This window comes from Neisseria sp. 74A18 (assembly GCF_001308005.1).
Taxonomy (GTDB): Bacteria; Pseudomonadota; Gammaproteobacteria; order Burkholderiales; family Neisseriaceae; genus Neisseria; species Neisseria dumasiana.
Genome location: NZ_LGZA01000003.1, coordinates 88,653 through 114,070, shown reverse-complemented (window position 1 = coordinate 114,070; position 25,418 = coordinate 88,653). Strand labels below are relative to the sequence as shown.

Annotated in this window: 23 protein-coding genes; 15 read left to right on the top strand and 8 right to left on the bottom strand. The window is 52.6% G+C overall.

Annotated elements, in window-relative coordinates; translation table 11 throughout:
- Positions 1 to 152 precede the first annotated feature (152 nt).
- The 4 genes from AKG43_RS13115 to ftnA all read left to right on the top strand — a co-directional run bounded on the left by AKG43_RS13115 (position 153) and on the right by ftnA (position 4,047).
- Positions 153 to 284 (top strand): lipoprotein signal peptidase, encoded by a 132-nt coding sequence (locus tag AKG43_RS13115; RefSeq protein ID WP_082402945.1) that lies wholly within the window; start codon positions 153 to 155, stop codon positions 282 to 284.
- A gap of 203 nt (positions 285 to 487) precedes the next feature.
- The gene (locus AKG43_RS02230; protein ID WP_054598946.1) at positions 488 to 2,011 is read left to right on the top strand and encodes a helicase HerA-like domain-containing protein; all 1,524 of its coding nucleotides are present in this window, start codon (positions 488 to 490) and stop codon (positions 2,009 to 2,011) included.
- 247 nt (positions 2,012 to 2,258) lie between these two features.
- The gene (locus tag AKG43_RS02225; protein ID WP_054598945.1) at positions 2,259 to 3,155 is read left to right on the top strand and encodes a tyrosine-type recombinase/integrase; all 897 of its coding nucleotides are present in this window, start codon (positions 2,259 to 2,261) and stop codon (positions 3,153 to 3,155) included.
- A 391-nt stretch (positions 3,156 to 3,546) separates the two neighbouring features.
- Positions 3,547 to 4,047, top strand: coding sequence for a non-heme ferritin (ftnA, locus tag AKG43_RS02220; protein WP_054598944.1), 501 nt, complete (start codon positions 3,547 to 3,549; stop codon positions 4,045 to 4,047).
- 59 nt (positions 4,048 to 4,106) lie between these two features.
- Here the strand turns inward: ftnA and rpoH are convergent, their stop codons facing one another.
- From rpoH to AKG43_RS02205, 3 genes are all read right to left on the bottom strand, one after another.
- Positions 4,107 to 4,970, bottom strand: a complete 864-nt coding sequence (gene rpoH / locus AKG43_RS02215; protein WP_054598943.1) for an RNA polymerase sigma factor RpoH — start codon at positions 4,968 to 4,970, stop codon at positions 4,107 to 4,109.
- A 296-nt stretch (positions 4,971 to 5,266) separates the two neighbouring features.
- Positions 5,267 to 6,811 carry an apolipoprotein N-acyltransferase gene (gene lnt / locus AKG43_RS02210; RefSeq protein ID WP_054598942.1) on the bottom strand — a complete coding sequence of 515 codons (1,545 nt, stop codon included), beginning with the start codon at positions 6,809 to 6,811 and terminating at the stop codon, positions 5,267 to 5,269.
- Positions 6,812 to 6,943: 132 nt separating this feature from the next.
- Entirely contained in the window at positions 6,944 to 7,822 is an 879-nt protein-coding gene (locus AKG43_RS02205) for a DUF808 domain-containing protein (RefSeq protein ID WP_054598941.1), read from the bottom strand.
- A gap of 238 nt (positions 7,823 to 8,060) precedes the next feature.
- Here AKG43_RS02205 and AKG43_RS02200 point away from each other — a divergent pair, with 238 nt between their 5' ends.
- The 3 genes from AKG43_RS02200 (at position 8,061) to AKG43_RS02190 (ending at position 11,144) form a co-directional block, all read left to right on the top strand.
- Positions 8,061 to 9,791, top strand: a complete 1,731-nt coding sequence (locus AKG43_RS02200) for a potassium/proton antiporter (RefSeq protein ID WP_054598940.1) — start codon at positions 8,061 to 8,063, stop codon at positions 9,789 to 9,791.
- Positions 9,792 to 9,857: 66 nt separating this feature from the next.
- The gene (locus AKG43_RS02195; protein ID WP_054598939.1) at positions 9,858 to 10,760 is read left to right on the top strand and encodes a DMT family transporter; all 903 of its coding nucleotides are present in this window, start codon (positions 9,858 to 9,860) and stop codon (positions 10,758 to 10,760) included.
- Between the two features lie 27 nt (positions 10,761 to 10,787).
- Positions 10,788 to 11,144 carry an STAS/SEC14 domain-containing protein gene (locus AKG43_RS02190; protein ID WP_054598938.1) on the top strand — a complete coding sequence of 119 codons (357 nt, stop codon included), beginning with the start codon at positions 10,788 to 10,790 and terminating at the stop codon, positions 11,142 to 11,144.
- A 117-nt stretch (positions 11,145 to 11,261) separates the two neighbouring features.
- Here the strand turns inward: AKG43_RS02190 and AKG43_RS13110 are convergent, their stop codons facing one another.
- Positions 11,262 to 11,408, bottom strand: a complete 147-nt coding sequence (locus tag AKG43_RS13110) for a lipoprotein signal peptidase (protein ID WP_082402943.1) — start codon at positions 11,406 to 11,408, stop codon at positions 11,262 to 11,264.
- Positions 11,409 to 11,467: 59 nt separating this feature from the next.
- Between AKG43_RS13110 and aroC the strand changes: the two genes are divergently transcribed.
- Both aroC and AKG43_RS02175 read left to right on the top strand, forming a co-directional pair.
- The gene (aroC, locus tag AKG43_RS02185; RefSeq protein WP_054598937.1) at positions 11,468 to 12,565 is read left to right on the top strand and encodes a chorismate synthase; all 1,098 of its coding nucleotides are present in this window, start codon (positions 11,468 to 11,470) and stop codon (positions 12,563 to 12,565) included.
- Positions 12,566 to 12,978: 413 nt separating this feature from the next.
- Complete coding sequence (locus tag AKG43_RS02175; RefSeq protein WP_054598935.1) at positions 12,979 to 13,437, top strand: ProQ/FINO family protein; 459 nt, start codon at positions 12,979 to 12,981, stop codon at positions 13,435 to 13,437.
- A 262-nt stretch (positions 13,438 to 13,699) separates the two neighbouring features.
- On the opposite strand, the gene AKG43_RS02170 is transcribed toward AKG43_RS02175, so the two are convergent.
- Complete coding sequence (locus tag AKG43_RS02170; RefSeq protein WP_054598934.1) at positions 13,700 to 14,506, bottom strand: DUF4198 domain-containing protein; 807 nt, start codon at positions 14,504 to 14,506, stop codon at positions 13,700 to 13,702.
- A 317-nt stretch (positions 14,507 to 14,823) separates the two neighbouring features.
- Between AKG43_RS02170 and purN the strand changes: the two genes are divergently transcribed.
- The gene (gene purN, locus AKG43_RS02165) at positions 14,824 to 15,450 is read left to right on the top strand and encodes a phosphoribosylglycinamide formyltransferase (RefSeq protein ID WP_054598971.1); all 627 of its coding nucleotides are present in this window, start codon (positions 14,824 to 14,826) and stop codon (positions 15,448 to 15,450) included.
- Between the two features lie 23 nt (positions 15,451 to 15,473).
- Positions 15,474 to 16,142, top strand: coding sequence for a hypothetical protein (locus tag AKG43_RS02160; RefSeq protein ID WP_054598933.1), 669 nt, complete (start codon positions 15,474 to 15,476; stop codon positions 16,140 to 16,142).
- 92 nt (positions 16,143 to 16,234) lie between these two features.
- Here AKG43_RS02160 and kdsA read toward each other — a convergent pair whose 3' ends face one another.
- Both kdsA and panD read right to left on the bottom strand, forming a co-directional pair.
- Entirely contained in the window at positions 16,235 to 17,077 is an 843-nt protein-coding gene (gene kdsA / locus AKG43_RS02155) for a 3-deoxy-8-phosphooctulonate synthase (RefSeq protein ID WP_054598932.1), read from the bottom strand.
- A gap of 74 nt (positions 17,078 to 17,151) precedes the next feature.
- Positions 17,152 to 17,535: an aspartate 1-decarboxylase gene (panD, locus tag AKG43_RS02150; RefSeq protein WP_054598931.1), complete on the bottom strand. Its 384-nt coding sequence runs from the start codon at positions 17,533 to 17,535 to the stop codon at positions 17,152 to 17,154.
- 217 nt (positions 17,536 to 17,752) lie between these two features.
- Between panD and mnmA the strand changes: the two genes are divergently transcribed.
- The 3 genes from mnmA to AKG43_RS02135 all read left to right on the top strand — a co-directional run bounded on the left by mnmA (position 17,753) and on the right by AKG43_RS02135 (position 22,338).
- Complete coding sequence (gene mnmA, locus AKG43_RS02145) at positions 17,753 to 18,853, top strand: tRNA 2-thiouridine(34) synthase MnmA (RefSeq protein ID WP_054598970.1); 1,101 nt, start codon at positions 17,753 to 17,755, stop codon at positions 18,851 to 18,853.
- A 65-nt stretch (positions 18,854 to 18,918) separates the two neighbouring features.
- Complete coding sequence (locus AKG43_RS02140) at positions 18,919 to 20,589, top strand: AMP-binding protein (RefSeq protein ID WP_054598930.1); 1,671 nt, start codon at positions 18,919 to 18,921, stop codon at positions 20,587 to 20,589.
- 120 nt (positions 20,590 to 20,709) lie between these two features.
- On the top strand, positions 20,710 to 22,338 hold the full coding sequence (locus tag AKG43_RS02135) for a CTP synthase (protein ID WP_054598929.1): 1,629 nt from the start codon (positions 20,710 to 20,712) through the stop codon (positions 22,336 to 22,338).
- Between the two features lie 353 nt (positions 22,339 to 22,691).
- On the opposite strand, the gene putP is transcribed toward AKG43_RS02135, so the two are convergent.
- A complete protein-coding gene (gene putP / locus AKG43_RS02130; RefSeq protein WP_054598969.1) occupies positions 22,692 to 24,188 on the bottom strand; it encodes a sodium/proline symporter PutP in 1,497 nt (498 codons plus the stop codon).
- A gap of 325 nt (positions 24,189 to 24,513) precedes the next feature.
- Between putP and lgt the strand changes: the two genes are divergently transcribed.
- Positions 24,514 to 25,371, top strand: a complete 858-nt coding sequence (gene lgt, locus AKG43_RS02125) for a prolipoprotein diacylglyceryl transferase (RefSeq protein WP_054598928.1) — start codon at positions 24,514 to 24,516, stop codon at positions 25,369 to 25,371.
- Positions 25,372 to 25,418: the final 47 nt, after the last annotated feature.

The following is a 25,418-nucleotide window of genomic DNA, read 5'->3' as shown; positions in this document are numbered from 1 at the left end:
AGTTGCGCTATTTGTTTAACTTTGTTAAGATTCGTTTCGTAGCAAGGCCGTTAATTCAGCCGGTTTACATTCCTTTTCATCGATTCTTTTTTTAAGGCCATCTGCTTGATTTCAGATGGCCTCTATTTTTGCGCGCTGCGCTTTCGCTACAGATTCGACCTGAGACCTTTGCCCCCCCCCATCTGCGGCGCATTTCTGCGTTGTGCGCTGCTCGCTCGTTTGCCTATCTATATGATATGTCTGCACTCGCTGTGCTGCTACTTGAACTGCATCCACATTTGTGAGTTTTGCAAAGGTCTCAAGTGTTTATTCATCTGCATGCTCCCTCAATTCTTCAAATGGCCGTCAGGCCGTCTGAAAAACCGCTGTAACCAATCAACACATTTTAGTAATCGAAACAGCAAACATCACTAAATAGCCGTTTGCGCCCTGCACCGATTCATAAGACAATATGTGCATCTTCATTCAACCTATCAAGGATATTCTGATGACCACATTCCCCATCGCCCGTTCAGACGGCAACACGCTGGAAATACAAGGCAAAATGGCTAACCGCCACGGCCTGATCGCCGGTGCTACCGGTACGGGCAAAACCGTTACCCTGCGCCGCATGGCCGAAGCCTTCAGCGAAGCGGGCATTCCCGTGTTTCTGGCCGACGTGAAAGGCGATTTGTCGGGCATCGTGAACGCAGGCAGCGACGGCGGCAAAGTGGCCGAGCGCATTGCCGAATTCGATTTGGGCAGCGGCTGGCTGCAAGGTTTTCCCGTGCGTTTTTGGGATGTGTTCGGCGAAACCGGCATTCCTGTGCGCGTAACCATTTCCGAAATGGGGCCGATGCTGCTCGCACGTTTGATGAATCTGAACGACACACAGGAAGGTTTGCTCAATCTGGTTTTCCGCGTAGCCGACGATAACGGTTGGCATCTGATTGATTTGAAAGACTTGCGCGGTATGCTCAAACACGTCGCAGACAATGCCGCCGAATACCGCAGTCAATACGGCAACGTATCACCGGCCAGCGTCGGCGCGGTGCAGCGGCAATTGCTGACGCTCGAAAACGAAGGGGCGGCAAACCTGTTCGGCGAGCCTGCGCTGAATCTGGAGGACTGGATGCAGACCGAAGGCAGCAAAGGCGTGATCAATATTCTGAATTCCGAAAAACTGATGCGTTCGCCGCGCATGTATAGCGCGTTTCTGTTGTGGATGTTGGCGGAACTGTTTGAAACTCTGCCGGAAGTGGGCGATTTGGACAAACCGAAATTCGTGATGTTTTTTGACGAAGCGCATTTGCTGTTCGACAACGCCCCCGCCGCGCTGGTGGAACAAATCGAACAAGTGGTGCGCCTGATCCGCTCGAAAGGCGTGGGCGTGTATTTCGTTACCCAAAACCCGCTCGACCTGCCCGACACGATTTTGGGGCAGCTCGGCAACCGCGTGCAGCACGCTTTGCGGGCATTCACGCCGCGCGACCAAAAAGCTGTGAAAGCCGCCGCCGAAACCTTCCGCACCAATCCGAAAGTCAATGTGGTGGAAGCGATTGCCGAACTCGGTGTAGGCGAGGCGCTGGTATCGTTTTTAGATGAAAAAGGCATGCCGATGCCGGTGGAGCGTGCATTAGTGTTGCCGCCGCAATCCAACCTGACCCCGTTGGCCGCAGCCGAGCGCGACGGGAAGTTCCAAAAAGATATTCTCTACCGCCACTATAAAGACATGGTAGATAACTATTCCGCTTACGAAGCGCTGGCCGAACGGGAACAGCAGCAGGCGGAAGCCAAGCAGGCCGAAGCGGCGGCAAAGGAACAAGCCAAAGCGGAAAAAACAGCGGCAGCGCAGCCGCAAAAAGACGGCATTGTCGACGGCTTTTTAGGCGGTTTGTTCGGCGGCCGCAAAAAGGCCAATCAAGGCGCGGCTTATAATTTGGCCGACAGCGTGGGCGACCAAATCAACAAGCAGGTAACGCGCGCCATTTCGCGCAGCGTGATGGGCGTAATTAAAAACATACTGAAATAAATAAAGAGGCCGTCTGAATATCATTATTCAGACGGCCTCAACGTACCGGCCACACTGTGTTATAACCAACTAACACATTTTTAATACAATGCAGCAAGCCGTAAACAGTACAATTTATGCCGCTTTAGCGGCTTACAACAATCGTTCTCTTTGAGCTAAGGGCAGCAACGTTCCAGTAAAAGTTAAGTTGATTGACTATATACCACATCAAGCCTTTCCAGCGCCTTTTTCGCCGAAGCTTCAAACCATGCAGATTTCCCGTTTTTTCGACCATCAAGACAACTATCTCCAAACCCTGACGCAACAAGGAAAATCCGCGCATACAGTTGCCGCCTACCGGCGCGATTTAACCCAGCTTGCAGGCTTGTTCCCCCCTGATTCACACAACGAATCTGCGTCCCGCAAACACTTCGTTGCCGCACTAAAAAACCTGTCGCAAAAAAATACCGGCGAACGCAGCATGGCCAGAAAACTATCCGTCTGGCGGCAATATTGCGCTTGGTTGGTGCAGCAAGGGCTGATGCAGGCCGATCCGACCGAAACGCTCAAAGCGCCCAAAGCCCCGCAACGGCTGCCCAAGGCTCTGGAGCAGGAAATGCTCAACCAACTGCTCGACCGGCATAGCGGCGACGAACCGCTAAGCATACGCGATCACGCCCTGTTTGAACTGATGTACGGCAGCGGCTTGCGCGTTAGCGAAGTGAACGCGTTAAACCTAAGCGATGTGCTGCTGCAAGAAGGCTGGGTGAATGTAACAGGCAAAGGCAGTAAAGAACGCCGCGTACCGTTAACGGCAAAAAGTATCCAAGCCATTGAAGCCTATTTGCCGCAGCGCATTGCTTCGGCCGATGAATCTGCTTTGTTTACCAACCGCTTGGGCAAACGTCTCGGCGTACGTCAGATTCAAAACCGTTTGCGCGACTGGGCCTTGGCGCAAGGCAGCACGCAACACATTTCCCCGCACATGCTGCGTCACAGCTATGCCAGCCACCTTCTCCAGTCGGCACAAAACATCCGGGCGGTACAAGAACTGCTCGGCCACAGCAGTTTATCGACCACCCAAATTTATACCAAACTGGATTTCGATCACTTGGCAAAGGTATATGACGACGCTCATCCGCGCTCCAAACGCAAAAAAAAGTAGCCGCACGTTTCTTGGCTCAAACAGTCGTGCTCTCCAAATATTGAATACAACAACACCAAACAGGCCGTCTGAAAATTCAGACGGCCTCAAATCACCACATCCCGCTACGGGTATTTTTCAAAACGCTTACCCAACTTTAATCAAATGATAACCTATATCATTTTTTAATTAACCTGAATGTGTTATCTTTGTATGTACGGATATTTCCGGCGCCATAACATTCAAAGATAAAAGCGGAATCATCGCCTTACCACACCAACGCAGTTCATAAAAACTTAGCCAATAACAACAGCAATCTTCTCGGACGCATTTTTAACAAGCCCGCCGCCCTGTTGCACACACCACCGTTTTTCAACCATTTCCCCTCAACCCTTTACCAAGGAGTGATGTCATGTTGTCTGAAAAAATCGTCAAACACCTGAACGAGCAGTTAAATCTTGAGTTTTATTCTTCCAACGTATATCTGCAAATGTCTGCTTGGGCCGACAGCAAAGGATTTGAAGGTGCCGCGGCATTTTTAAAAACACATGCGGCCGAAGAGATGGAACACATGCACCGGCTTTTCGACTACCTGAGCGAAACCGGCTCCATGCCTGAAATCGGTACGATTCCCGCTCCGAAAACCAACTACAAGGGCTTGAAAGAAATGTTTGAAGCCGTGTATAAACACGAAAAAATGATTACGCAGAAAATCAATGAATTAGTGGAAGCTACTTTTAGTGAAAAAGACTATTCTTCTTTCAACTTCCTGCAATGGTATGTGTCGGAACAACACGAAGAAGAACGCTTGTTTAAGTCGATTTTGGACAAAATCAATTTGGTAGGCAACGACGGTAAAGGTCTGTATCACGTTGATAAAGACTTGGCCGGATTGGTTGCGGCAGGCAAATAAGCCCTGATACGGCAAAGGCCGTCTGAAAATTCAGACGGCCTTTTTACATCATTCAAACCTTAAACAGTTTCTTCCGCATCTTCAGAAAGATAACCGCGCAGCTTCTGCATTGCTTTGGCCTCGATCTGACGGATACGCTCGGCAGACACACCGTATTCGGCAGCCAAATCGTGCAAAGTCAAACCGCCGTCGTCTTGCAGCCAACGGGTTTCTACGATGCGGCGGCTGCGGTCGTCGAGTTTGGCCAATGCGTTTTGCAGACCTTCGGTTTGCAGGGCATAGTGGGCTTTCTGCTCGATTTGCTGGGTCGGCTCGCTGTCGTTGTCGGCCAACCAATCAATCGGGGCGAAGCTGTCTTCGTCGTCGCTGTTTTCGGCAAGAATACCGATATCGCGACCGGTCATGCGCTGTTCCATTTCCAGCACTTCCGAAAGTTTCACGCCCAAATCATCGGCGATTTCCTGTGCTTCTTTGGGCGACAGGGCATTCAGGTTTTTACGCATGCTACGCAGATTGAAAAACAGCTTGCGTTGCGGCTTGGTGGTTGCCACACGCACCAAACGCCAGTTGCGCAGAATAAATTCGTGAATCTCTGCTTTAATCCAATGTACGGCAAATGAAAACAAACGTGCGCCGCGGGTGGGTTCGAAACGCTTAACGGCTTTCATCAGGCCGATGTTGCCTTCTTGAATCAAGTCGGCTTGGTTGAGACCGTAGCCGTCGTAACCGCGTGCAATCGAAACAACCACACGCAAATGTGAAAGAATCAGTTGTTTGGCGGCTTCTAAATCGCCTTTTTGTTGTCTTTCCGCCAATTGGGTTTCTTCTTCGGCAGAAAGCATGGGAATATTGTTTACGGTATGAATGTACTGCTCCAAGCTACCATGGCCGCTGGGGACGGGTAATGCAAAGGCGTTATTCATTGTCATTAGTTGGCTTTCCTTATAATATTGTGCAAGGCTTGCGGCGGATGCCTGAGCCTCTGTGGTTTACCGGATGCCCGGTTTTCTTATTAAACAGAATTTCCGTGTATGGGTTCAATACATAATAGGTAAAATTTTGTATTTTTCAAATTTTGATTAATTTATAATATTTGAGTGTTTTTATCAAGATTGGTTCACATTAAAACACAGATTATACATATTGTGTGAATTTATCGTTTCAGACGGCCTGTAGATGGTGTGTTTTTTACGGCATGCAACAGGCCGTCTGAAAGGGCTTAGTTGCGCCGTTTGCCCCATATAAACAATGCAGCTGCGGCAACTGCCAGCAAAATCACCAAGGGCAGCGAGCCGCCCGTTTTCATATAAGGTGTTTCACCGGTGTAACCTTCGATTTTTCCTTCCAACACCGCTTCGGTATCCGGCACGGTTTGGCTGACGATTCTGCCTTTCGGGTCGATAATCGCGGTGGCTCCGGTATTGGTGGCCCGCACCATGTAGCGGCCAAGCTCCAACGCCCGCGCCTGCGATTGCTGCAAATGCTGGAACATGGCATTGGATTTTCCATACCAAGCCATATTGCTGGCGTTGGCCAGCAGGGTAGATTGTTTGGCCGATGCGATTAATTCGTCGCCGAAACCGTCTTCGTAACAAATATTAAATGCAACTTTCTGATTGGCCATCTGAAACGGGGTTTGGATATCGCCGCCGCGTTTGAAATCGGCCAAAGGCATGTTCATCAATTGATACAGAGGCTCGGTGAGCCACGGCAGCGGTTTGTATTCGCCGAAGGGCACCAGATGGTTTTTGGCGTAGTACGGAATACGGTCGGGGGTTTGGTTGTTGAATTGCGAAAGGTTGATAACGGCGTTTTCATAGTCGCGGCCGTCTGAAGTGTATTGGCTGATGCCTACGGCCAATGCGCTGCCGTTAGACCGTGCCTGTTCGGCAAATTGGGCAATTAGACCATCGGGCAAATCCTGCCGCATCATGGGGATGGCGGTTTCGGGCAAAATAACAATGTCGGCGCGGCTGCCCGCCACTTGTTCGTAATAACGCTCAACCGTGGGCCAGAATTGCTCGGGCGTCCATTTTAATGTTTGCGGGATATTACCCTGTGCCAAGGCAACGGTGGCGGAACTGCCGTTTGGCCGGGTAAATTCGATCTGTTTGGCTGCATAACCTGCCAACAATACTGCCGCCAATGCGCTTGCGGCCACGGCACGTTGTTTCAGACGGCCTTTGCCGTCCAACAGCAACACCAGCCATGCGCCGGTGAAAGCGGTGGCCAGCGTAACCAAATGAATGCCGCCCAATGGTGCGAAACCGGCCAAAGGGCTGTTTTCGGCAATCTGCGAATAACCCAGCGCGCCCCACGCAAAGCCGGTAAGCAGGCGTTCGCGGGCAAATTCGGTTATCGTCCATACTATCGGCAGCACCAAGCCGATACGCACACTTCGCGGGAGATTGAATTTTCCGGCCAGCCAAAAAGCGGTAGCAGGATACAAAGCCAAAAAAGCCGGCAGCAGAAAGGTTAAGGGAACGGCATACAGATTGGGCAAGCCCGACACGGTATGCAGTGCCGTGTGAATCCAATAAAACTGTGCGGTGTAGCCGATCAAGCCGAAGAGATAAGCACTTCTCGCCGCATAATGCGGGCGCAGCTCGGTGAGCTTGATTAAAGCACCGAACAGTAAAGGCATCAGCCAAAAATGGTAATACGGTGCGAATGTTAAAGGTGTAGCGGCGGCTATGGCTGTCAGCAACGGCCAATAAACCGCGGGTTTCCGCCATATGGTTTCGGCTTGGTGAAAAACATTCATAAGATGTGTTTGGCTCGGATTGGGTTGGGATGGGCAGAAGGCTTGGCAATTTATTGCCGATGCCTGAAAACGGTTGCCATTAAGATTTGAGGCCGTCTGAAAACATGATTCAGACGGCCTTTAATAAATTGTTTAATGCGCCGCTTTTTTATCGAACAGCTTCATGGCCGGCAGCACCACGACACACACCGCCGCACCGGTCAGCAGGCCGACGAGCAACGTGGCGGGATAGCTGGCCAAGCCTTCGACCACACCGTATTTTTCAAGCAGGTGGTGAACGAAGTCAATGTTGTGAACAATGATTCCGCCGCCCACCAAAAACATCGCCAACATGCCGACTACGCTTAAAGCACGCATAAACCACGGCATAAACAGGATAATGCCTTTACCCAACGCACGGGCGGCGGTGCTGGTTTTGTTCATCAGCCACATGCCGAAATCGTCCATCTTCACAATGCCGGCCACCAAACCGTACACCAGCACCGTCATGCCGATACCGATAACCGACAACACCAGCGATTTGGTCAGCACGCCGTAGCTGCCCACCACACCCAACGCAATAATGATGATTTCGGCCGACAAAATAAAATCGGTGCGGATGGCGCCTTTGATTTTGGTTTTTTCATCTACGATTTCATCGCCCACCGCCGCATTGTGATCATGACCGCTGTGTTTGTTCAAAAACTTGTGCAGCAGTTTTTCCACACCCTCAAAACATAAAAACGCCCCGCCGATAACCAGCAGCGGTTTGATCAGCGACGGTATAAAGATAGACAAAAGCAATGCCGCAGGCACCAAAATCACTTTGTTAATCATCGAACCTTTGGCGACAGCCCACACAATCGGCAGCTCGCGCTCGGCCGAAACGCCGGTAACTTGGTTGGCGTTCAAGGCCAAATCGTCGCCTACCACGCCTGCGGTTTTTTTCGCCGCCATTTTGGTCATCACCGCCACGTCGTCCAATACCGAGGCAATATCGTCAAGCAAAGTAAAAAGAGAGGCAAAGGCCATAAGTGTTTCCTGAACAACAAGTTTGAAATAGCGCGCATTATAGCCGATTTCGGCATTTTGTTTTCAGACGGCCCGACCAATGGTTGGCAGGCCGTCTGAACCGCATAGCGCTGCAAATGCCTGAAACCGCACGGCCGAAAGTGCTGCATCCGCCTTTCCAAGCCGCCTGCTCTCACGGGAAATATAGTGTTTTGTGCTAAAATACCGCCGTTTTACCGCATACTACACACACAACATTATGGACGGAATCAACACCTTATTCTTACTGGCGGGATTGCTGCTGTTTCTCAGCGTTGTTTCCACCACACTTTCAGCCCGGCTGGGGCTGCCGCTGTTATTGATGTTTCTCGGCGTCGGCATGTTGGCCGGCGAAGACGGTATCGGCGGAATCGCCTTTAACAACTTTGTTACCGCCACTTTAATCGGGCAACTTTCTTTAGCCGTGATCCTGCTCGACGGCGGCCTGCGCACCAAGCTCGACAGCTTCCGCATCGCACTCAAACCCGCTTCGGTGTTGGCCAGCTGGGGCGTGATTGCCACCGTGGCACTATTAGGCATTTTTGCCACACTTTATATGGATGTGGATTGGCGGCTGGGCATTTTAATGGCCGCCATTGTCGGCTCTACCGATGCCGGTGCCGTATTCAGCCTGCTGCGCAACAGCGGTGTGCGCTTAAACGAACGGGTGCAGGCCACTTTGGAAATCGAATCGGGCGCCAACGACCCGATGGCGATTTTTCTCGTAACGGCATTAATCGCCCTAACCATGAACCCCGAAGAAGCGGGCGTATTTGCATTTTTATGGATGCTGGTGCAGCAGCTCGGTTTCGGCCTGCTGTTGGGCTTTATCGGCGGTAAAATCCTTTCCCGCCTCACCCGCCGTCTGAATCTGGCAGAAGGCCTGTATGCCCTGATGATTGTTTCAGGCGGCCTGTTGATTTTTGCCTTTACCAACCTGATCGGCGGCAGCGGATTTTTAGCCGTTTATCTGGCAGGCATCATCGTAGGCAACCGCCACAGCCACGCCACCGAGCATGTTTTACGCGTGATGGACGGTTTGGCATGGTTGGCACAAGCCAGCATGTTTGTGGTGCTGGGTCTGCTGGTTACGCCTTCCCGCCTGCTCGAACACGGTTTGGACGCATTGGCGATTGCCGCCTTCCTAATGCTGGTTGCCCGCCCGCTTGCCGTGGCCAGCGGCATTTGGAAATTCCACTACAACATACGTGAAATGGCCTACATCAGCTGGGTGGGCTTGCGCGGCGCCGTGCCGATTACCCTTGCCATGATGCCTTTGGTGATGGGCGTGCCTAATGCGCGGCTGCTGTTCGATGTGGCTTTTGCCGTGGTGATTTTGTCGTTATTGATTCAGGGCACAACCATTCCGATTGTCGCCCGCTGGCTGAAAGTAACCGTGCCGCCCAAACCCGAGCCGAAAGACAGCCGCGAGATATGGCTTTCCGAAAGCGAATCGGTGCCGCTTTTGGCTTATGAAGTGGTTGCCGATTCGGATGCGGAAGGCATGCACCCCGACGAAGTGGCTCAAGATTTAGACTTACTTTCCACCCGCTGCTTCGCCCTCATCCGCAACGACAAACGCGAAGAGCTGGGGCTGGATACCCGCTTGCAGGCAGGCGATATTGCTTGGTACATCGTGCCGCCCGAACAAGTGGATACCATCGCCAAACGCTTTTCCGAAACCGGTAACTCCGTGCGCGTCAACTTCAACTTCTTCGGCGAATTTGTGGTCAACCCCGCCAGCATGGCCGGCGACTTGGCCGATGCTTACGGGCTGCGGCTGGAAGAAGAAGAACGCAACCTGACTTTGCGCGGGCTGTTTAAAAAACGCTTCGAAGGCAATGTGCCCGTAGAAGGCGACCGTATCCACATCGGCGATTTCATCTTAACCGTGAAAGAGCTTGAGCAAGACGGTTCAATGAAATGGCTGGGCTTGAAATGCCCGAGCTGAACGAATGCTAACCGGGCCGTCTGAACACTTTCAGACGGCCTGCCTTTTTGCCGAAACTGCAAACCCATGAACACAACCGCCCACCCTCCATACAAAGACCCGCTCGGCTCAGGCTGGATGATTATTGCTGCCGTCTGCTTTACCCTGATGAACCTTTTGGTAAAAAGTGCCTCGCAAACATTCTCTCTCGGCACCGGCGAACTGGTATTTTGGCGGATGGGTTTCGCCACCCTTTTTCTCGGCATCAGTGCCAAAGCACAAGGCAAAAGCTTCCGCACACCGCATTGGAAAGCGCACTTGAACCGCAGCATATCCGGCACCTTGGGTATGCTGTGCATTTTTTACGCCATCATGCACTTGCCGCTGGCAACCGGCGTAACCCTCGGCTACACCTCTTCGATTTTTCTTGCCGTTTTATCGTTTATTGTTTTAAAAGAAAAAATTTCTTCCTACACAGCGGCCGTGCTGGTTTTGGGCTTTATCGGCGTAGTCGTGCTGCTCAACCCTTCTTTTCAAAGCGGGCAGGAATTTGCCGCCTTAGTCGGCCTGTGCGGCGGCCTGCTTGCCGCTTGGGCTTATCTGCTCGTGCGCGAACTGTCGCTGCTGGGCGAACCGGGTTGGCGGATTGTGTTTTACCTTTCTGTGGTCGGCATGGCTTTATCGAGCGTATGGGCTACATATACCGGCTGGCACAGCCTTTCATGGCAAACCCTGCCCCATCTCGTCGGCATCGGCCTTTCCGCCATGATTGCCCAACTGTGTATGACCCGCGCTTATAAAGTAGGCAAAAAATTCACCGTAGCATCTCTTTCTTATTTAACAGTTGTCTTTTCCTCGCTTGCAGGCGTTTGGTTTTTGGGCGACAAAATCAGCTGGCAGGAAGTTCTGGGAATGGGTATTATTGTGGCAAGCGGTATCTTGAGCAGCCTAAACCCTTCACGGCTGCGCACATTCAGATTATCTAAATAACCAACTGCAATTTAAAAGGAGTGCATGATGATTTCCATCCGCGAACAGGATTATGGTTTGAATGTGGCTCTGTATAACGAGTTTACAGTGGAAGACTTTTATAAATTTGAACGTGCCGCGCTCGAATGCACACAAAAAATCCACCGCCCCGATATGCTGCTCGATTTAAGCATGCTTAAAGATTTCACCATCGACATGGCTATCGAACAGCTGAAATTCATGCGCGAACACGAAGACGACTTCGGCCGCATCGCCATCGTGGTAGACGACGTATGGATCAAACTGGGCACCCGCCTCTCCAGCCTGATTACCCAACAGCATCCCAAATATTTCGATGATGCCGCATCTGCCCAACAATGGCTCCAACAGGCCCGCTCCGAATAAGCCCATATCATTTTAAGCCCGCAACCGCTGCCCTGCCGATCAAGCCGCAGCGGTTTTGTGTTTTACAGCAAACTCCTTCCCAAACGCATACGGCGATTTCGCCCGCCCCACTCCGTTTCAGACGGCCAGAGACCTTTGTAAAACCCTCTGATGCGGATGCAGTTCAAGGCGTAGCAGCGCAGCGAGTGCAGACATATCATACAGATAGGCAAACGAGCGGGCAGCGCACAACGCAGAAATGCGCCGCAGATGAGGGTTTTGCAAAGGTCTCGGCCTTTTATGCTACACTTGCCGCCTGTATCCACTTTCCCACATCAAAAATCATGGCAGGCAATACATTCGGACAACTCTTCACCGTAACCACTTTCGGCGAAAGCCACGGCCCCGCATTGGGCTGCATCATCGACGGCTGTCCGCCCGGGCTTGCATTAAACGCCGCCGACATCCAAACCGACCTCGACCGCCGCAAGCCCGGCACCAGCCGCCACGTTACCCAACGGCGCGAAGCCGACGAAGTGGAAATCCTTTCCGGCGTATTTGAAGGTAAAACCACCGGCACCCCGATTGCCCTGCTCATCCGCAACACCGACCAGCGCAGCAAAGACTACGGCAACATCGCCCAAAGCTTCCGCCCCGGCCACGCCGACTACACCTACTGGCACAAATACGGCATCCGCGACTACCGAGGCGGTGGTCGCAGCTCCGCCCGCGAAACCGCCGCCCGCGTTGCCGCCGGAGCGGTGGCCAAAAAATGGCTGAAAGAACAATTCGGCACCGAAATCACCGCCTACGTTACCCAAGTCGGCGAAAAAACCATCGCATTCGAAGGCTACGAACACATCGGCAACAATCCTTTCTTTGCCGCCAACCAAAGCCAAATTGCCGAACTCGAAAACTATATGGACAGCATCCGCAAATCGCTGGACTCGGTCGGTGCCAAACTCGCTATCGAAGCCCGCAACGTGCCCGTCGGCTTGGGCGAACCTGTATTCGACCGTTTGGATGCCGACATCGCCCATGCCATGATGTCGATTAACGCCGTCAAAGGCGTAGAAATCGGCGCAGGTTTCGGCTGCGTTACCCAGCGCGGCAGCGAACACGGCGACGAACTTACCCCCGAAGGTTTCTTATCCAACCACGCAGGCGGCATCTTGGGCGGCATCAGTACCGGCCAAAACATCACGGCAAACATCGCCGTCAAACCCACCAGCAGCATCGCCACCCCGCGCCGCTCGATTGACATACACGGCAACCCCGTCGAATTGGCCACTCACGGCCGCCACGACCCCTGCGTCGGCCTGCGCGCCGCTCCCATTGCCGAAGCCATGCTCGCGCTGGTGCTGATCGATCATGCCCTGCGCCACCGTGCGCAAAATGCCGATGTGAGCGTGAGCACACCCGATATCGCCGCAAACAGGTAATAGACTCGAAAGCCGTCTGAAAACCATTCAGACGGCCTCTCACTTTATTAAAAACAGATATAAAATCTTAGCAAAAAAATCCGCTTTATAATAAAATGTGCAAAATCTTATATTTGTGGCGAACCATCGAGCCTCAGGCGCATCAAACAGTTTTCAGACGGCCTGAGTATGTTCAGGCCGTCTGAATATTACGGGCGTGTTATCAACCGGCAATTTTGCAAAGAGCTTGGCGTGTTTAACCCAAAACCGCTTGCCGTGCAGCAGCGCCGAACCGGCACACCCCTTAAAGCCGAAGCCGTAGCGGACACGCAACCGCCGCCCAACCGCCCGGCACAACACAGCATCTGCCCCTTAAACAAACCGGATGGCCGAATCCGGCATTTAAAACACAAGCTTTACCACAGGAAACCGACATGACGAAGGAAACCGCTTTGGGTGCTGCGCTCAAAACCGCAGTGCAAACCATGAGCAAAAAGAAACAAACCGATATGATTGCCGACTACATCTACAACAAATACGATGTATTCAAACGCTTCAAACCCTTGGCCGTCGGCATCGATCAAGATCTCGTCACCGCCCTGCCGCAATTCGATCCGGCTCTGATTGCCCGCGTATTGGCCAATCATTGCCGCCGCCCCCGCTATCTCAAAGCATTGGCACGCGGCGGCAAACGCTTCGATTTGAACAACCGCTTCAAAGGCGAAGTAAGCCCCGAAGAGCAGGCTGTTGCCCAACAGCATCCGTCAGTACAACAAGCCCTTGCCGCACAAGCCGAGCGTAAAGCTGCGGCGGAAGCGAAAAAAGCCGAGGCACAACCCGAAAACGCTGCAGATAATACCGAGCAAGCCGAGCCTTCTGCTTCTGCCGAATAATCATCTTTATTCTTCTGCCAACAGGCCGTCTGAATACGATTTTTCAGACGGCCTAAAGCTTTTTATCCATAATTCTATAAAAACTCTATAAAACATCCTCCCGCCGTCTGAAAAAAAAACGCTTGCCGTTCTGTTTGCAAGCGGTTTCGTTTTTTCAGGTGTAACTTGGGACTATGGCCAATCAACTTAACTTTATACTACGGCATTGCTGCGCCTTGCCCTAGCAAAAATAAAGTTTTTTTGCCGTAACCATTCATCCCCGTTAATGTGCCTGATGTCCGATTTGGAAAGTCAGCGTAGTATAGCTGGCGAGTTTTTGGCAGACTTTTTGGTCGGGATAATCCGCCTTGTGCTCCACCATCGCTTTCCAAAAACCTTGGCGCAACGGGATAATATCTACCGTACCGTCGTCGCCGGCTTTATCGTAAAACGCCTGCGCTTCCACTTTGTGCGATTTGCTGCGGTCGCTGTTGTCGAAGCCGTCGAAAGTGGCCGTTACCTCCGCACCCGGCAGCGGTTCGCCGTTAAACAACACGCGCACCTTGAAGCGGTCGCCCACATGAATATTGGCAGGATTATCAAGCGGCACGATTTCCAAACCTTGGCCTACCGGACGGGTAATGATTTTGGTGTCGGCACTTTCATGACCCACATTCACAATGTTTTTGCCGTACATGCGGGTTTGCTCGCAATAATCGGCATCGGGCATTTCTTTAATGCTGGCCTGCTTCCAACCTGCTTTGTTTTTAGACCAGAAAGTAGGCTGGTATTCGGCCGTAACCAAATAGCTGCCGTCTTTCACCGGCTTTTTGCTTTGGTATTGGTAATTGTGCTCGCCTTTTTGCACCAAATCTTCCTTGCCTTTTTCAGTAACCAGCTGCATCGGTTTGCGGAAAATGTGGAGACGGTCTTTGGCAATCGGTTCCATATCGGGGAACTCGCCATAACCCAATTCCGCTTTCAAAATTTCGCCGCCGTGGGTATGGGCGGTTTCCACCCACACACGGTGGGCGTGTGCCGAAGCGACTGCAAGCAAAGCAGCCAAAGCAAATGCGCTGTGTTTTTTCATCTTTTCCTCTCTGGATGGTCGGTATCGGATTGAACAGATTGTTATAATATAACAAATACCAACCAAAAGAAAAGCCCGCGGCCTGTGTAAAAACTCCTGACAGATAAAGGTTTAAAAACACTTCAGGCTGTTTGAAACGGTTCAAACGGCTCTTTCCTCTTGATACAATACGCCTCGGCTTGCCAAGCCGCTCAAGCCGTATGCCGCACGGCAGCAAATTGTTACAACCTTCATTAAAAAGCCGTTAAATTAGGCTAATGCCCTTGCAGCACAACCAATGCGGCGATATGTTAATCCCCTTTCAAGGCCGTCTGAACATGAAAAACATCGTTATCCTGATTTCCGGCAGAGGCAGCAATATGCAGGCCATTGTTGAAGCTCAGATTCCCCAAGTGCGCATTGCCGCCGTTTTGAGCAACAACGAAAACGCCGCCGGTTTGGCTTGGGCGGCGGAGCGCGGCATAACCACCGACAGCCTGAATCACAAACAATTTGCCGACCGCTCGGCATTCGACCGCGCGATGATGGAGAAAATCGACGCTTACCAGCCCGATTTGGTGGTTTTGGCAGGCTTTATGCGCATTCTCACGCCCGAGTTTTGCCGCCATTATGAAGGGCGTTTGATCAACATCCACCCTTCCCTGCTACCCGCCTTTACCGGTCTGCACACCCACGAACGCGCCATAGAAGCGGGCTGCCGCATTGCCGGCTGTACCATTCATTTTGTGACACCCGAACTGGACTGCGGCCCCATAATCGCACAAGGCGCCGTGCCGGTGTTCGACGACGACACCGCCGATACACTGGCGGCACGGGTTTTAAAAGTAGAACACCAATTATTTCCGCAAGCTGTGGCAGATTTTGCCGCAGGCCGTCTGAACATAAACGGCAACCGCGTTATCCGCACACCTTCGGCCCACATTGAATCCCAACTGCTGGCCTGAATTTTCCGAGAGAGGATCCCATTATGAAAACATTTAGCCTGCCGCTGCTCGCACTCGCTTTGGCCGCTCCCTTATCCGTATCTGCGGCCGAGCTGCCGCAATCTGCCGAATTGAGATATTCGGGCAGCTACGGCATCCCCGCCACCATGACTTTCAACCGCAACGGCAACAGCTACAAAATCGTTTCCCACATCAAAGTGCCGCTGTACAACATCCGCTTTGAATCCGGCGGCACCATTTCGGGCAACCGCCTGATTCCTTCCTACTATAAAGACGTGCGTGGCGGCAAAACCTACGCCGAAGCCAAATTCGGCGGCGGCAAAGTCACTTACGGCAAAGCGGGCGAACAAAAAACCGAAGCCGCTTCCGGCACCACCATGGATTTATTTACCCTCGCATGGCAGCTGGCCGCCAACGACGCTTCCCTGCCCTCCGGCCTGCGCATTACCAACGGTAAAAAAATCTACCGTGTCGGCGGCCTGAACAAAACCGGCAGCGGCCAATACAAAATCAGCGGCGGCAGCACCGAAGTGAACAAATACCGCATCCAACGCGGCGACAGCACGGTAAATTACGCTTTCGCACCGGCGTTTAACAACATACCTGCCCAAATCACTTACACCGACGACGGCAAAACCTATGATTTGAAACTGACAAGTATTAAAATCAACGGTCAAGCCGTTAAGCCTTGATGCCTTTGCCTTAAGGATTCAGCCAAAACATGAGGCCGTCTGAAAACTTTTTTTTCAGACGGCCTCATGTTTATCCAACGGCTTTAGCTGTATCAGTCGATAGCCAGCACCGGAAACGATTTCACTACATCATCAACCGCTTTCACGCGCACCAAAAAATCTTCCAATTTTGCTAACGGCAGCGCACTCGGGCCGTCGCATTTGGCTTCGTCGGGATTCGCGTGCGATTCCAAAAACAGACCCGCCAAGCGCGTTCCCATGCCTGCGAGTGCCAAATCAAGCACTTGGCTGCGGCGGCCGCCCGATGCGGCGGCACCCGATTCGCGTTGTTGAAGCGAGTGGGTTACATCGAAAATCACCGGCAGATTGCCGCAGGTTTTCTTCATCACGCCGAAGCCGAGCATATCGACCACCAAATTGTCGTAACCGAACTGTGCGCCGCGTTCGCACAAAATCACTTGCTCGTTACCCGCTTCTTTAAATTTTTCCACGATGTTTTTCATTTGCGAAGGGCTTAAAAACTGCGGCTTCTTCACATTGATAACATTGCCAGTTTTCGCCATCGCCACAACCAAATCGGTTTGGCGCGCCAAAAATGCGGGCAGTTGGATCACGTCGCATACTTCGGCGACGGGCTGGCATTGGTACGGCTCGTGCACGTCGGTAATCACCGGCACATCGAATTCTTTTTTCACGGCGGCAAAGATTTTCATGCCTTCGTCCAAACCGACGCCGCGGTAAGAATGGATAGACGAACGGTTGGCCTTGTCGAACGAGGCTTTGAACACATAGGGAATACCGAGTTTGTCGGTTACTTTAACGTAATGTTCGCAGGCTTTAAGGGTGGAATCCAAATCTTCCAGCACGTTGATGCCGCCGAACAGGGTAAACGGCGCATCGTTGGCTACGGTAATATTTTTGATGTTAACGTTCATGATATGGCCTCGCTTGGTTTGAGGCCGTCTGAAAAATAACAGAGCAATGTTTTCAGACGGCCTTACGGTTTGATTTATAAAACGGTATGCGGCGGTTCGTAATGAATGATGCCGCGGATTTTGTTTTTCTCGTTCACCAAAACCACTTTCGGCTCGTGTTTGGCGGCTTCTTCGCTGCTCATCATCACATACGACATAATAATCACAATATCGCCTTTCTGCACCAAGCGCGCTGCGGCACCGTTGAGGCAGATTACGCCGCTGCCGCGCTCGCCGGGAATCGTATAAGTTTCAAGGCGCGCGCCGTTGTTGTTGTTGACGATTTGCACTTTCTCGTTCACGCAAATGCCTGCTGCGTCGAGTAAATCTTGGTCGATGGTGATGCTGCCGACGTAGTTCAAATCGGCTTCGGTAACGGTGGCACGGTGGATTTTGCCGCCGAGCATGGTACGGAACATGATGCGTGTTTCTTTCTATGGTAAAGCGTATGAGATACGGCTTGGGAGGCCGTCTGAAAAAAGGCGCTATTGTACACCCATTAAACCCGTCTTTTTCAACAAATCTTTCCAAGCACTTACCCGCCGCACACGCGCACATGCCGCCGCAGTGGTGATAAACCGCTTAAAAATGTTAAAATCCGCCAATCATTTAAATTATGTTTACACTACCGCAAACATGCACACATCCACTCCGCAAAACATCATCGTCGGCCTATCCGGCGGCGTTGATTCTTCCGTAACCGCGTATCTGCTCAAACAGCAAGGCCATCAAGTGCGCGGGGTTTTCATGCAAAACTGGGAAGACGACGATAACGACGAATATTGCAGCATCAAACAAGACTCGTTTGATGCCATCGCCGTGGCCGACATCATCGGCATCGACATCGACATCGTCAACTTCGCCGCCCAATACAAAGACAACGTCTTCGCCTACTTCCTCACAGAATATTCAGCAGGCCGCACGCCCAATCCCGACGTATTGTGCAACGCCGAAATCAAATTCAAATGCTTTCTCGACTACGCCGTCGAACAAGGCGCAGACGTGATCGCCACCGGCCACTACGCCCGCAAAGAAGTGCGCGACGGCGTGCACTACCTGCTCAAAGGTCTCGACAACAACAAAGACCAAAGCTACTTTTTATACCGCCTCAAACCGCACCAGCTCCAACGCGCCATTTTCCCGCTCGGCGACTTGGAAAAACCCGAAGTGCGCCGCCTTGCCGCCGAGGCCGAGTTGCCGACCGCCGCCAAAAAAGACAGCACCGGCATCTGCTTTATCGGCGAACGCCCGTTCCGCGAGTTCCTGCAACAATACCTGCCCACCGACAACGGCGACATGGTTACGCCCGAAGGCAAAAAAGTAGGCGAACACGTCGGCCTGATGTTCTACACCATCGGCCAGCGTAAAGGCTTGGGCATAGGCGGCGCGGGCGAACCGTGGTTTGTTGCCGGTAAAGATCTGACCCTCAACCGATTAATCGTCGTACAAGGCCACGACCACCCGCTGCTCTACACCAAGAGCCTGACTATGAACGATTTAAGCTGGACACTGCCCGAACGCCCCGCTGAAGGCCTTTACACCTGCAAAACCCGCTACCGCATGGCCGATGCGCCGTGCGAACTGCGCTACATCGACAACGAAACCGCCGAGCTGCTGTTTGACAAACCGCAATGGGCCGTTACTCCCGGCCAATCCGCCGTACTCTACGACGGCGACGTATGCTTGGGCGGCGGCATCATTACGGCTACCGACAAACCCGTTATCATTACAAAATAACAGTCAGGCCGTCTGAAAAAGCCAACCTGATTTTCAGACGGCCTCACAACAAGGAAACTCACTTTATGGAAAAAATCTGGCTCCAAAGCTACGAGCGAGGCATCAATGCCGAAGTCGACACCGAACGCTACAACTCGATTATCGAAGTGTTCCAAGAAAGCGCCGGTAAACACAGCAATCTGCCCGCTTTTCAAAACATGGGCAAAACCCTTACTTACGCCGAAACGTCCAAGCTGATTACCGATTTTGCTTCGTTTCTGCAAAATACCCTCAAACTGCCGCGCGGCGAGCGCGTTGCCATCATGATGCCCAACCTGCTGCAATACCCCATCGCCCTTTTCGGCGTATTGAAAGCAGGCATGATCGTGGTCAACACCAATCCGCTTTACACCCCGCGCGAGCTTGAGCACCAACTCAACGACAGCGGCGCGACCACCATCGTGGTGCTGGAAAATTTCGCCAACACGCTGGAACTGGTTTTGCCGCGCACCAAAGTGAAAAACGTGATTGTCGCCACCGTCGGCGATATGTTCGGGCTGAAAGGCAAATTGATGAACTTTGTGGTACGCAAAGTCAAAAAAATGGTACCCGAATACCGCATCGCCAACATCATTCCTTTTCAGACGGCCTTGAAACAAGGCGCGGCGCATCAGTTCACGCCGGTTACTCTTACCCGCGACAACACCGCCTTTCTGCAATACACCGGCGGCACCACCGGCGTGGCCAAAGGTGCCATCCTTACCCACGGCAACATCTGCGCCAATATGCAGCAGGCTGCCGAGTGGATTAAAAATCTGTTGGAACCCGGCAAAGAAATCGTGATTGCCGCGCTGCCGCTGTATCACATCTTGGCCTTAACCATTAACCTGATGATTTTCACCCAAGCCGGCGCCAAAATCCTGCTGATTACCAATCCGCGCGACATGAAAGGCTTCATGGGCGAATTGAAAAAAGAAAAAATCAGCGTATTCATCGGCGTAAACACCTTGTTTAACGCTATGGTCAACCGCCCCGAACTGGCCGAAATCGACTTTTCCGCCCTCAAACTCACCCTTGCCGGCGGCATGGCCACCCAAAAACCCGTGGCCGAAAAATGGAAAAACATCACCGGCACGCCGATTGTCGAAGCCTACGGCCTCACCGAAGCCAGCCCCGGCGTATGCTGCAACCCGCTCAGCATTCCCTCCTACACCGGCAGCATCGGCCTGCCCGTGCCTTCCACCGAAATCGAGCTGCGTGATGCCGACGGCAAAGAAGTGCCGATAGGACAACCCGGCGAAATGTGGGTGCGCGGCCCGCAAGTGATGAAAGGCTATTGGAACCGCCCCGAAGAAACCGCCAAAACCATCGACAGCCGCGGCTTCCTCGAAACCGGCGACATTGCCGTTGTCGACGAAAAAGGCTGGTTCAAACTGGTTGACCGCAAAAAAGACCTGATTGTCGTTTCCGGCTTCAACGTTTATCCCAACGAAATCGAAGAAGTGGTCGCCCATCACGACAAAGTGCTCGAAGTGGCCTGTATCGGCGTAGCCAGCGAAAAAACCGGCGAAGCCCTCAAACTCTTCGTTGTGAAAAAAGACCCTTCGCTCACCAAAGAAGAGCTTATCGCCTTCTGCCGCACCGAGCTGACCGCCTATAAAGTGCCGAAAGACATCGAATTCCGCGACGAATTGCCTAAATCGAACGTCGGCAAAATCCTCCGCCGCGAACTGCGCGAAGAAGCCCAAAAATCTTAACCACATAGCACCGAGAGGCCGTCTGAAAGCAAGCATTATCGTTTTTTCAGACGGCCTCTAAAGTTGAAGGCAAACCCCATTCAAGGTAAAATCACGCATTCAAAACGAGCGGTAAACATCATGACCAAATTTATTTTCGTAACCGGCGGCGTCGTATCTTCACTCGGTAAAGGTATCGCCGCCGCTTCTATTGCCACCATTCTCGAATCGCGCGGCTTGAAAGTAACCATGCTCAAGCTCGACCCCTATATCAACGTCGATCCCGGCACCATGAGCCCCTTCCAGCACGGCGAAGTGTTCGTTACCGAAGACGGCGCGGAAACCGACCTCGACCTCGGCCACTACGAGCGTTTTATCAACTCCACCATGTTCAGGCGCAACAGCTTCAGCGCAGGCCAAGTGTACGAACATGTGATTGCCAAAGAACGCCGCGGCGACTATTTGGGCGGCACCGTGCAGGTTATCCCGCACATCACCGACGAAATCAAACGCAAAATCCACGAAGGCGCGGCAGGCCATGATGTCGCCATCATCGAAATCGGCGGCACCGTGGGCGACATCGAATCGCTGCCTTTCTTGGAGGCCATCCGCCAAATGCGCAGCCAGCTCGGCCGCAACAACACCCTGTTTGTCCACCTGAGCTACGTTCCCTACATTGCCGCAGCAGGCGAAATCAAAACCAAACCGACCCAGCATTCCGTTAAAGAATTGCGCGAAATCGGTATCCAGCCCGACGTGCTCATCTGCCGCATGGACCGCATCCTGCCCGATGAAGAAAAACGCAAAATCGCCCTCTTCTGCAACGTCGAAGAGCGCGCCGTGGCCGGCAGCTACGACGCCGACAGCATTTACGAAATCCCCGAAATGCTCCACAGCCAAGGCATCGACAACATCATTTGCGAGCAGTTGCAATTAAACGTGCAACAAGCCGATTTGACCGAGTGGAAAAAAATCGTTTACGCGATTAAAAACCCCAAACACACCGTTAAAATCGCTATGGTCGGCAAATACGTCGATCTCACCGAATCCTACAAATCGCTCACCGAAGCCCTGAAACACGCCGGCATCCACACCGAAACCGACGTGCAGATTACCTACATCGACAGCGAAGCCATCGAAAAAGAAGGCACCGACTGCCTGAAAGGCATGGATGCCGTTTTAGTGCCCGGCGGTTTCGGTATCCGCGGCGTAGAAGGCAAAATCGCCGCCGTGAAATACGCGCGTGAAAACAAAGTGCCTTATCTGGGCATTTGCTTGGGCATGCAGATTGCCCTCATCGAATACGCACGAGACGTTGCCGGCATGGAAGGCGCGAACTCAACCGAGTTCGACCTGAAAACGGCTTATCCCGTCGTTGCCCTAATCGACGAATGGCAAACCGCCGACGGCAGCGTCGAAAAACGCGACGAAAACACCGACTTGGGCGGCACCATGCGCTTGGGCGCACAAGAAGTCGAACTCAAACCCGACAGCCTTGCCGCCAGAATCTACGGCAGCACCGAAATCAAAGAACGCCACCGCCACCGCTACGAAGTCAACAACAACTTCCTGCCACAGCTCGAACAAGCCGGTTTGGTGATCGGCGGTGTATCCGCAGGCCGCGAGCGTTTGGTGGAAACCATCGAGCTGCCCGAGCACCCGTGGTTCTTCGCCTGCCAGTTCCACCCGGAATTTACCTCTACACCGCGTAAAGGCCACCCGCTGTTTACCGCTTACATCAAAGCTGCGTTGGCCAATAAAAAGGCGTAAGGAAAAACGAAACAGAATTGTTTCAGCCTAATAAAAAAGCTCCCGTTAACAGGGAGCTTTTTTATTGACAACAACTACCCGTTTTATCGGTAGCCTTTGCCGCCATGCCGTCTGAAAGTCAATTTTGTGAGTTTCGCTAAAAGGGCCTCCAAACAACAAGCAGCCTTCACAGGGTGTCATGTATCCGAGACTATGATTTGGTTTTAGATACAGGCATTTCAAAACCATGGCTGATTATGCAAAGTTCCCGGCTTTTTATAGCAAGCAGCCGTTAACACTTTTTATTGAGCCGTCTAAACAAAAGGCCGTCTGAAATTTCAGACGGCCTCAATCATATCGGCATCAACAGAGGTTTATTTTGCTGCCTGATAGGCTTTATCTGCCTCTTCAAACTTCTCTTCCACTTGTTTCGGTGCTTTGCCGATCAGCGATACGGCAACCACGGCGATAAAGCAGGCGATGAAGCCGGGCACGATTTCATACAGGCTGCTGCCGGTTAACGGTTTCCATGCCACCACAACCAATGCTCCGGCAATCATACCGGCCAATGCTCCGGCGGCGGTCATGCGTTTCCAGAATACCGACAGAATAACCACGGGGCCGAAGGCAGCGCCGAAGCCCGCCCAAGCATAGGATACCAATCCCAACACTCTGCTTTCGGGGTCTGCGGCGATAATGATGGCAATCACAGCCACGGCCAACACCATCAGGCGACCTACCCAAACCAACTCTTTTTGCGGTGCATCGGGGCGCAAAAAGCCTTTGTAGAAGTCTTCGGTAATCGCGCTGGAACATACCAACAGTTGGCAAGACAGCGTGGACATCACGGCGGCAAGAATGGCGGAAAGAATCACGCCGGCGATCCATGGGTTGAACAGAATAGTGGTCAAGGCAATAAAGATGCGCTCGTTGTTGCCGCCCATGGCCGCTACTTGATCGGGATGGCCGCCGAAGTAAGCGATGCCGAAATAGCCGACCGCACAGGCTCCGGCCAAGCACAGAATCATCCACGTCATGCCGATGCGGCGGGCGGACACCAGCGATTTCACGTTTTCGGCCGCCATAAAACGCGCCAGAATGTGCGGCTGGCCGAAATAGCCCAAGCCCCATGCGGCGGTGGAAATAATGCCCATCAGCGTGGTGCCCGCGAGCAGGCTGCCGTATTCTTTGCCGGTTGAAGCGGCAACGCCTTGGATAGCGGCATTCATTTCATCGGCTCCGCCCAACGCCAAATAAACCATAATCGGCGTGAGAATCAGGGCGAAAATCATCAAGGTTGCCTGAATCGTATCCGTCCAGCTCACGGCCAAGAAGCCGCCGATAAAGGTGTAGGCAATGGTTGCGCCCGCGCCCAGCCACATGGCTTGCGTGTAGGTAACGTCAAACAGGCTTTGGAACAGGCGTGCGCCGGCCACGATACCCGAAGCGCAATAGATGGTGAAGAAAAACAGAATGATGGCGGCGGAAATCACTTTCATTGCCGCACCTTTGCTGCCGAAACGGTGGAAAAAATAATCGGGCAGAGTTAAGGCATTGTTGTTGTATTCGGTGTGGACGCGCAGCCTGCCCGCCACCAAACGCCAGTTGAAATAAGCGCCGACTGTCAGACCGATGGCGATCCATGCTTCGCTCAAACCGCTGGCGTAAACCGCACCGGGCAAGCCCATCAACAGCCAGCCCGACATGTCGGAAGCACCTGCCGACATCGCGGTAACAAAGCTGCCCAAACTGCGGCCGCCGAGAATATAGTCGTCGAAACTGCGGGTGGAATAATATGCCGCCATACCGATCAGCAATACTGCAATCAGGTATATCCCGAAGGTAACGTACATCGGATTAAAATTGCCCATATAAACCTCGATTTCTAAATGGAAAAGCCGCATGAAAACGCGACGCTTTTATTTCTTTTCTGCTGCCGGTCCCGTTGAAAACCTGCATCGGCATTTAACCGCAGGGCTTGATTTAAGTCAAGATTCGTTAATCTGCGTTGATTTTGCCTGACAAACGGCGCTCAAACGGGCAATGTGCCGTCTGAAAAAACCCGTTTCAGACGGCACACGAACAAAGCACGCCTCCGGCCAAAGCTCAATCGGGCCGTCTGAACGGTAACGCCCCTAATTTGAATGCCAACTGTTATAATAGCCGCCTTAAAAAACACATCAAGGCAGCATGATTATGATGGTACATCCGCAGTTCAGCCCCGAACTGATCAGCTTCGGCCCGCTGGCAATCCGCTGGTATGCGCTCAGCTATATTCTCGCATTCGTTCTGTTTATCTGGCTCGGCAGACGGCGCATCAGTCAAGGCAACACCGTTTTTACCAAAGAAATGCTCGACGATTTGCTGACTTACGGCGTATTGGGCGTGATTCTCGGCGGGCGGTTGGGCTATGTGCTGTTCTACAAGTTTTCACACTATATGCAAAACCCCGGCGATATTTTGAAAGTGTGGGAAGGCGGTATGTCGTTCCACGGCGGTTTTTTGGGCGTGTTGGTTGCCATGTGGCTGTTCGGGCGCAAACGCAACATCGGTTTTTGGCGCGTGGCTGATTTCGTTGCCCCGCTGGTGCCGCTGGGCTTGGCATCCGGCCGTATCGGCAACTTTATCAACGGCGAACTGTGGGGTCGCGTTACCGACATCAACGCTTTCTGGGCCATGGGTTTTCCGCAGGCTCGCCACGAAGATGCCGCCGTTGCCACACACAACCCGCAATGGGCAGAATGGTTGGCGCAATACGGTATGCTGCCGCGGCATCCTTCTCAGCTTTACCAATTCGCGCTCGAAGGCATCAGCCTGTTTGTGATTGTGTGGCTGTTTTCTAAAAAGCCGCGCCCGGTCGGTCAAACATCTATGGTGTTTCTCGCCGGCTACGGCATCTTCCGCTTTATCGCCGAATATGCCCGCCAACCCGACGACTATCTCGGCCTGCTGAGTTTGGGTTTGTCTATGGGGCAATGGTTGAGCGTACCGATGATTGTGCTCGGCATTATCGGCTTTATCTATTTCGGCAAGCGCAACGAACCTTTAAAATAACCGGCGCTTGCCATCCGTATGACAGGCCGTCTGAACGCCCCAGCCGT

Bases quoted from the DNA above. Each gene is read 5' to 3' on its own strand.
- AKG43_RS02230 (WP_054598946.1), top strand. From the start codon at position 488: ATGACCACATTCCCCATCGCCCGTTCAGACGGCAACACGCTGGAAATA.
- AKG43_RS02225 (WP_054598945.1), top strand. From the start codon at position 2,259: ATGCAGATTTCCCGTTTTTTCGACCATCAAGACAACTATCTCCAAACC.
- ftnA (WP_054598944.1), top strand. From the start codon at position 3,547: ATGTTGTCTGAAAAAATCGTCAAACACCTGAACGAGCAGTTAAATCTT.
- rpoH (WP_054598943.1), bottom strand. From the start codon at position 4,970: ATGAATAACGCCTTTGCATTACCCGTCCCCAGCGGCCATGGTAGCTTG.
- lnt (WP_054598942.1), bottom strand. From the start codon at position 6,811: ATGAATGTTTTTCACCAAGCCGAAACCATATGGCGGAAACCCGCGGTT.
- AKG43_RS02205 (WP_054598941.1), bottom strand. From the start codon at position 7,822: ATGGCCTTTGCCTCTCTTTTTACTTTGCTTGACGATATTGCCTCGGTA.
- AKG43_RS02200 (WP_054598940.1), top strand. From the start codon at position 8,061: ATGGACGGAATCAACACCTTATTCTTACTGGCGGGATTGCTGCTGTTT.
- AKG43_RS02195 (WP_054598939.1), top strand. From the start codon at position 9,858: ATGAACACAACCGCCCACCCTCCATACAAAGACCCGCTCGGCTCAGGC.
- AKG43_RS02190 (WP_054598938.1), top strand. From the start codon at position 10,788: ATGATTTCCATCCGCGAACAGGATTATGGTTTGAATGTGGCTCTGTAT.
- aroC (WP_054598937.1), top strand. From the start codon at position 11,468: ATGGCAGGCAATACATTCGGACAACTCTTCACCGTAACCACTTTCGGC.
- AKG43_RS02175 (WP_054598935.1), top strand. From the start codon at position 12,979: ATGACGAAGGAAACCGCTTTGGGTGCTGCGCTCAAAACCGCAGTGCAA.
- AKG43_RS02170 (WP_054598934.1), bottom strand. From the start codon at position 14,506: ATGAAAAAACACAGCGCATTTGCTTTGGCTGCTTTGCTTGCAGTCGCT.
- purN (WP_054598971.1), top strand. From the start codon at position 14,824: ATGAAAAACATCGTTATCCTGATTTCCGGCAGAGGCAGCAATATGCAG.
- AKG43_RS02160 (WP_054598933.1), top strand. From the start codon at position 15,474: ATGAAAACATTTAGCCTGCCGCTGCTCGCACTCGCTTTGGCCGCTCCC.
- kdsA (WP_054598932.1), bottom strand. From the start codon at position 17,077: ATGAACGTTAACATCAAAAATATTACCGTAGCCAACGATGCGCCGTTT.
- panD (WP_054598931.1), bottom strand. From the start codon at position 17,535: ATGTTCCGTACCATGCTCGGCGGCAAAATCCACCGTGCCACCGTTACC.
- mnmA (WP_054598970.1), top strand. From the start codon at position 17,753: ATGCACACATCCACTCCGCAAAACATCATCGTCGGCCTATCCGGCGGC.
- AKG43_RS02140 (WP_054598930.1), top strand. From the start codon at position 18,919: ATGGAAAAAATCTGGCTCCAAAGCTACGAGCGAGGCATCAATGCCGAA.
- AKG43_RS02135 (WP_054598929.1), top strand. From the start codon at position 20,710: ATGACCAAATTTATTTTCGTAACCGGCGGCGTCGTATCTTCACTCGGT.
- putP (WP_054598969.1), bottom strand. From the start codon at position 24,188: ATGGGCAATTTTAATCCGATGTACGTTACCTTCGGGATATACCTGATT.
- lgt (WP_054598928.1), top strand. From the start codon at position 24,514: ATGATGGTACATCCGCAGTTCAGCCCCGAACTGATCAGCTTCGGCCCG.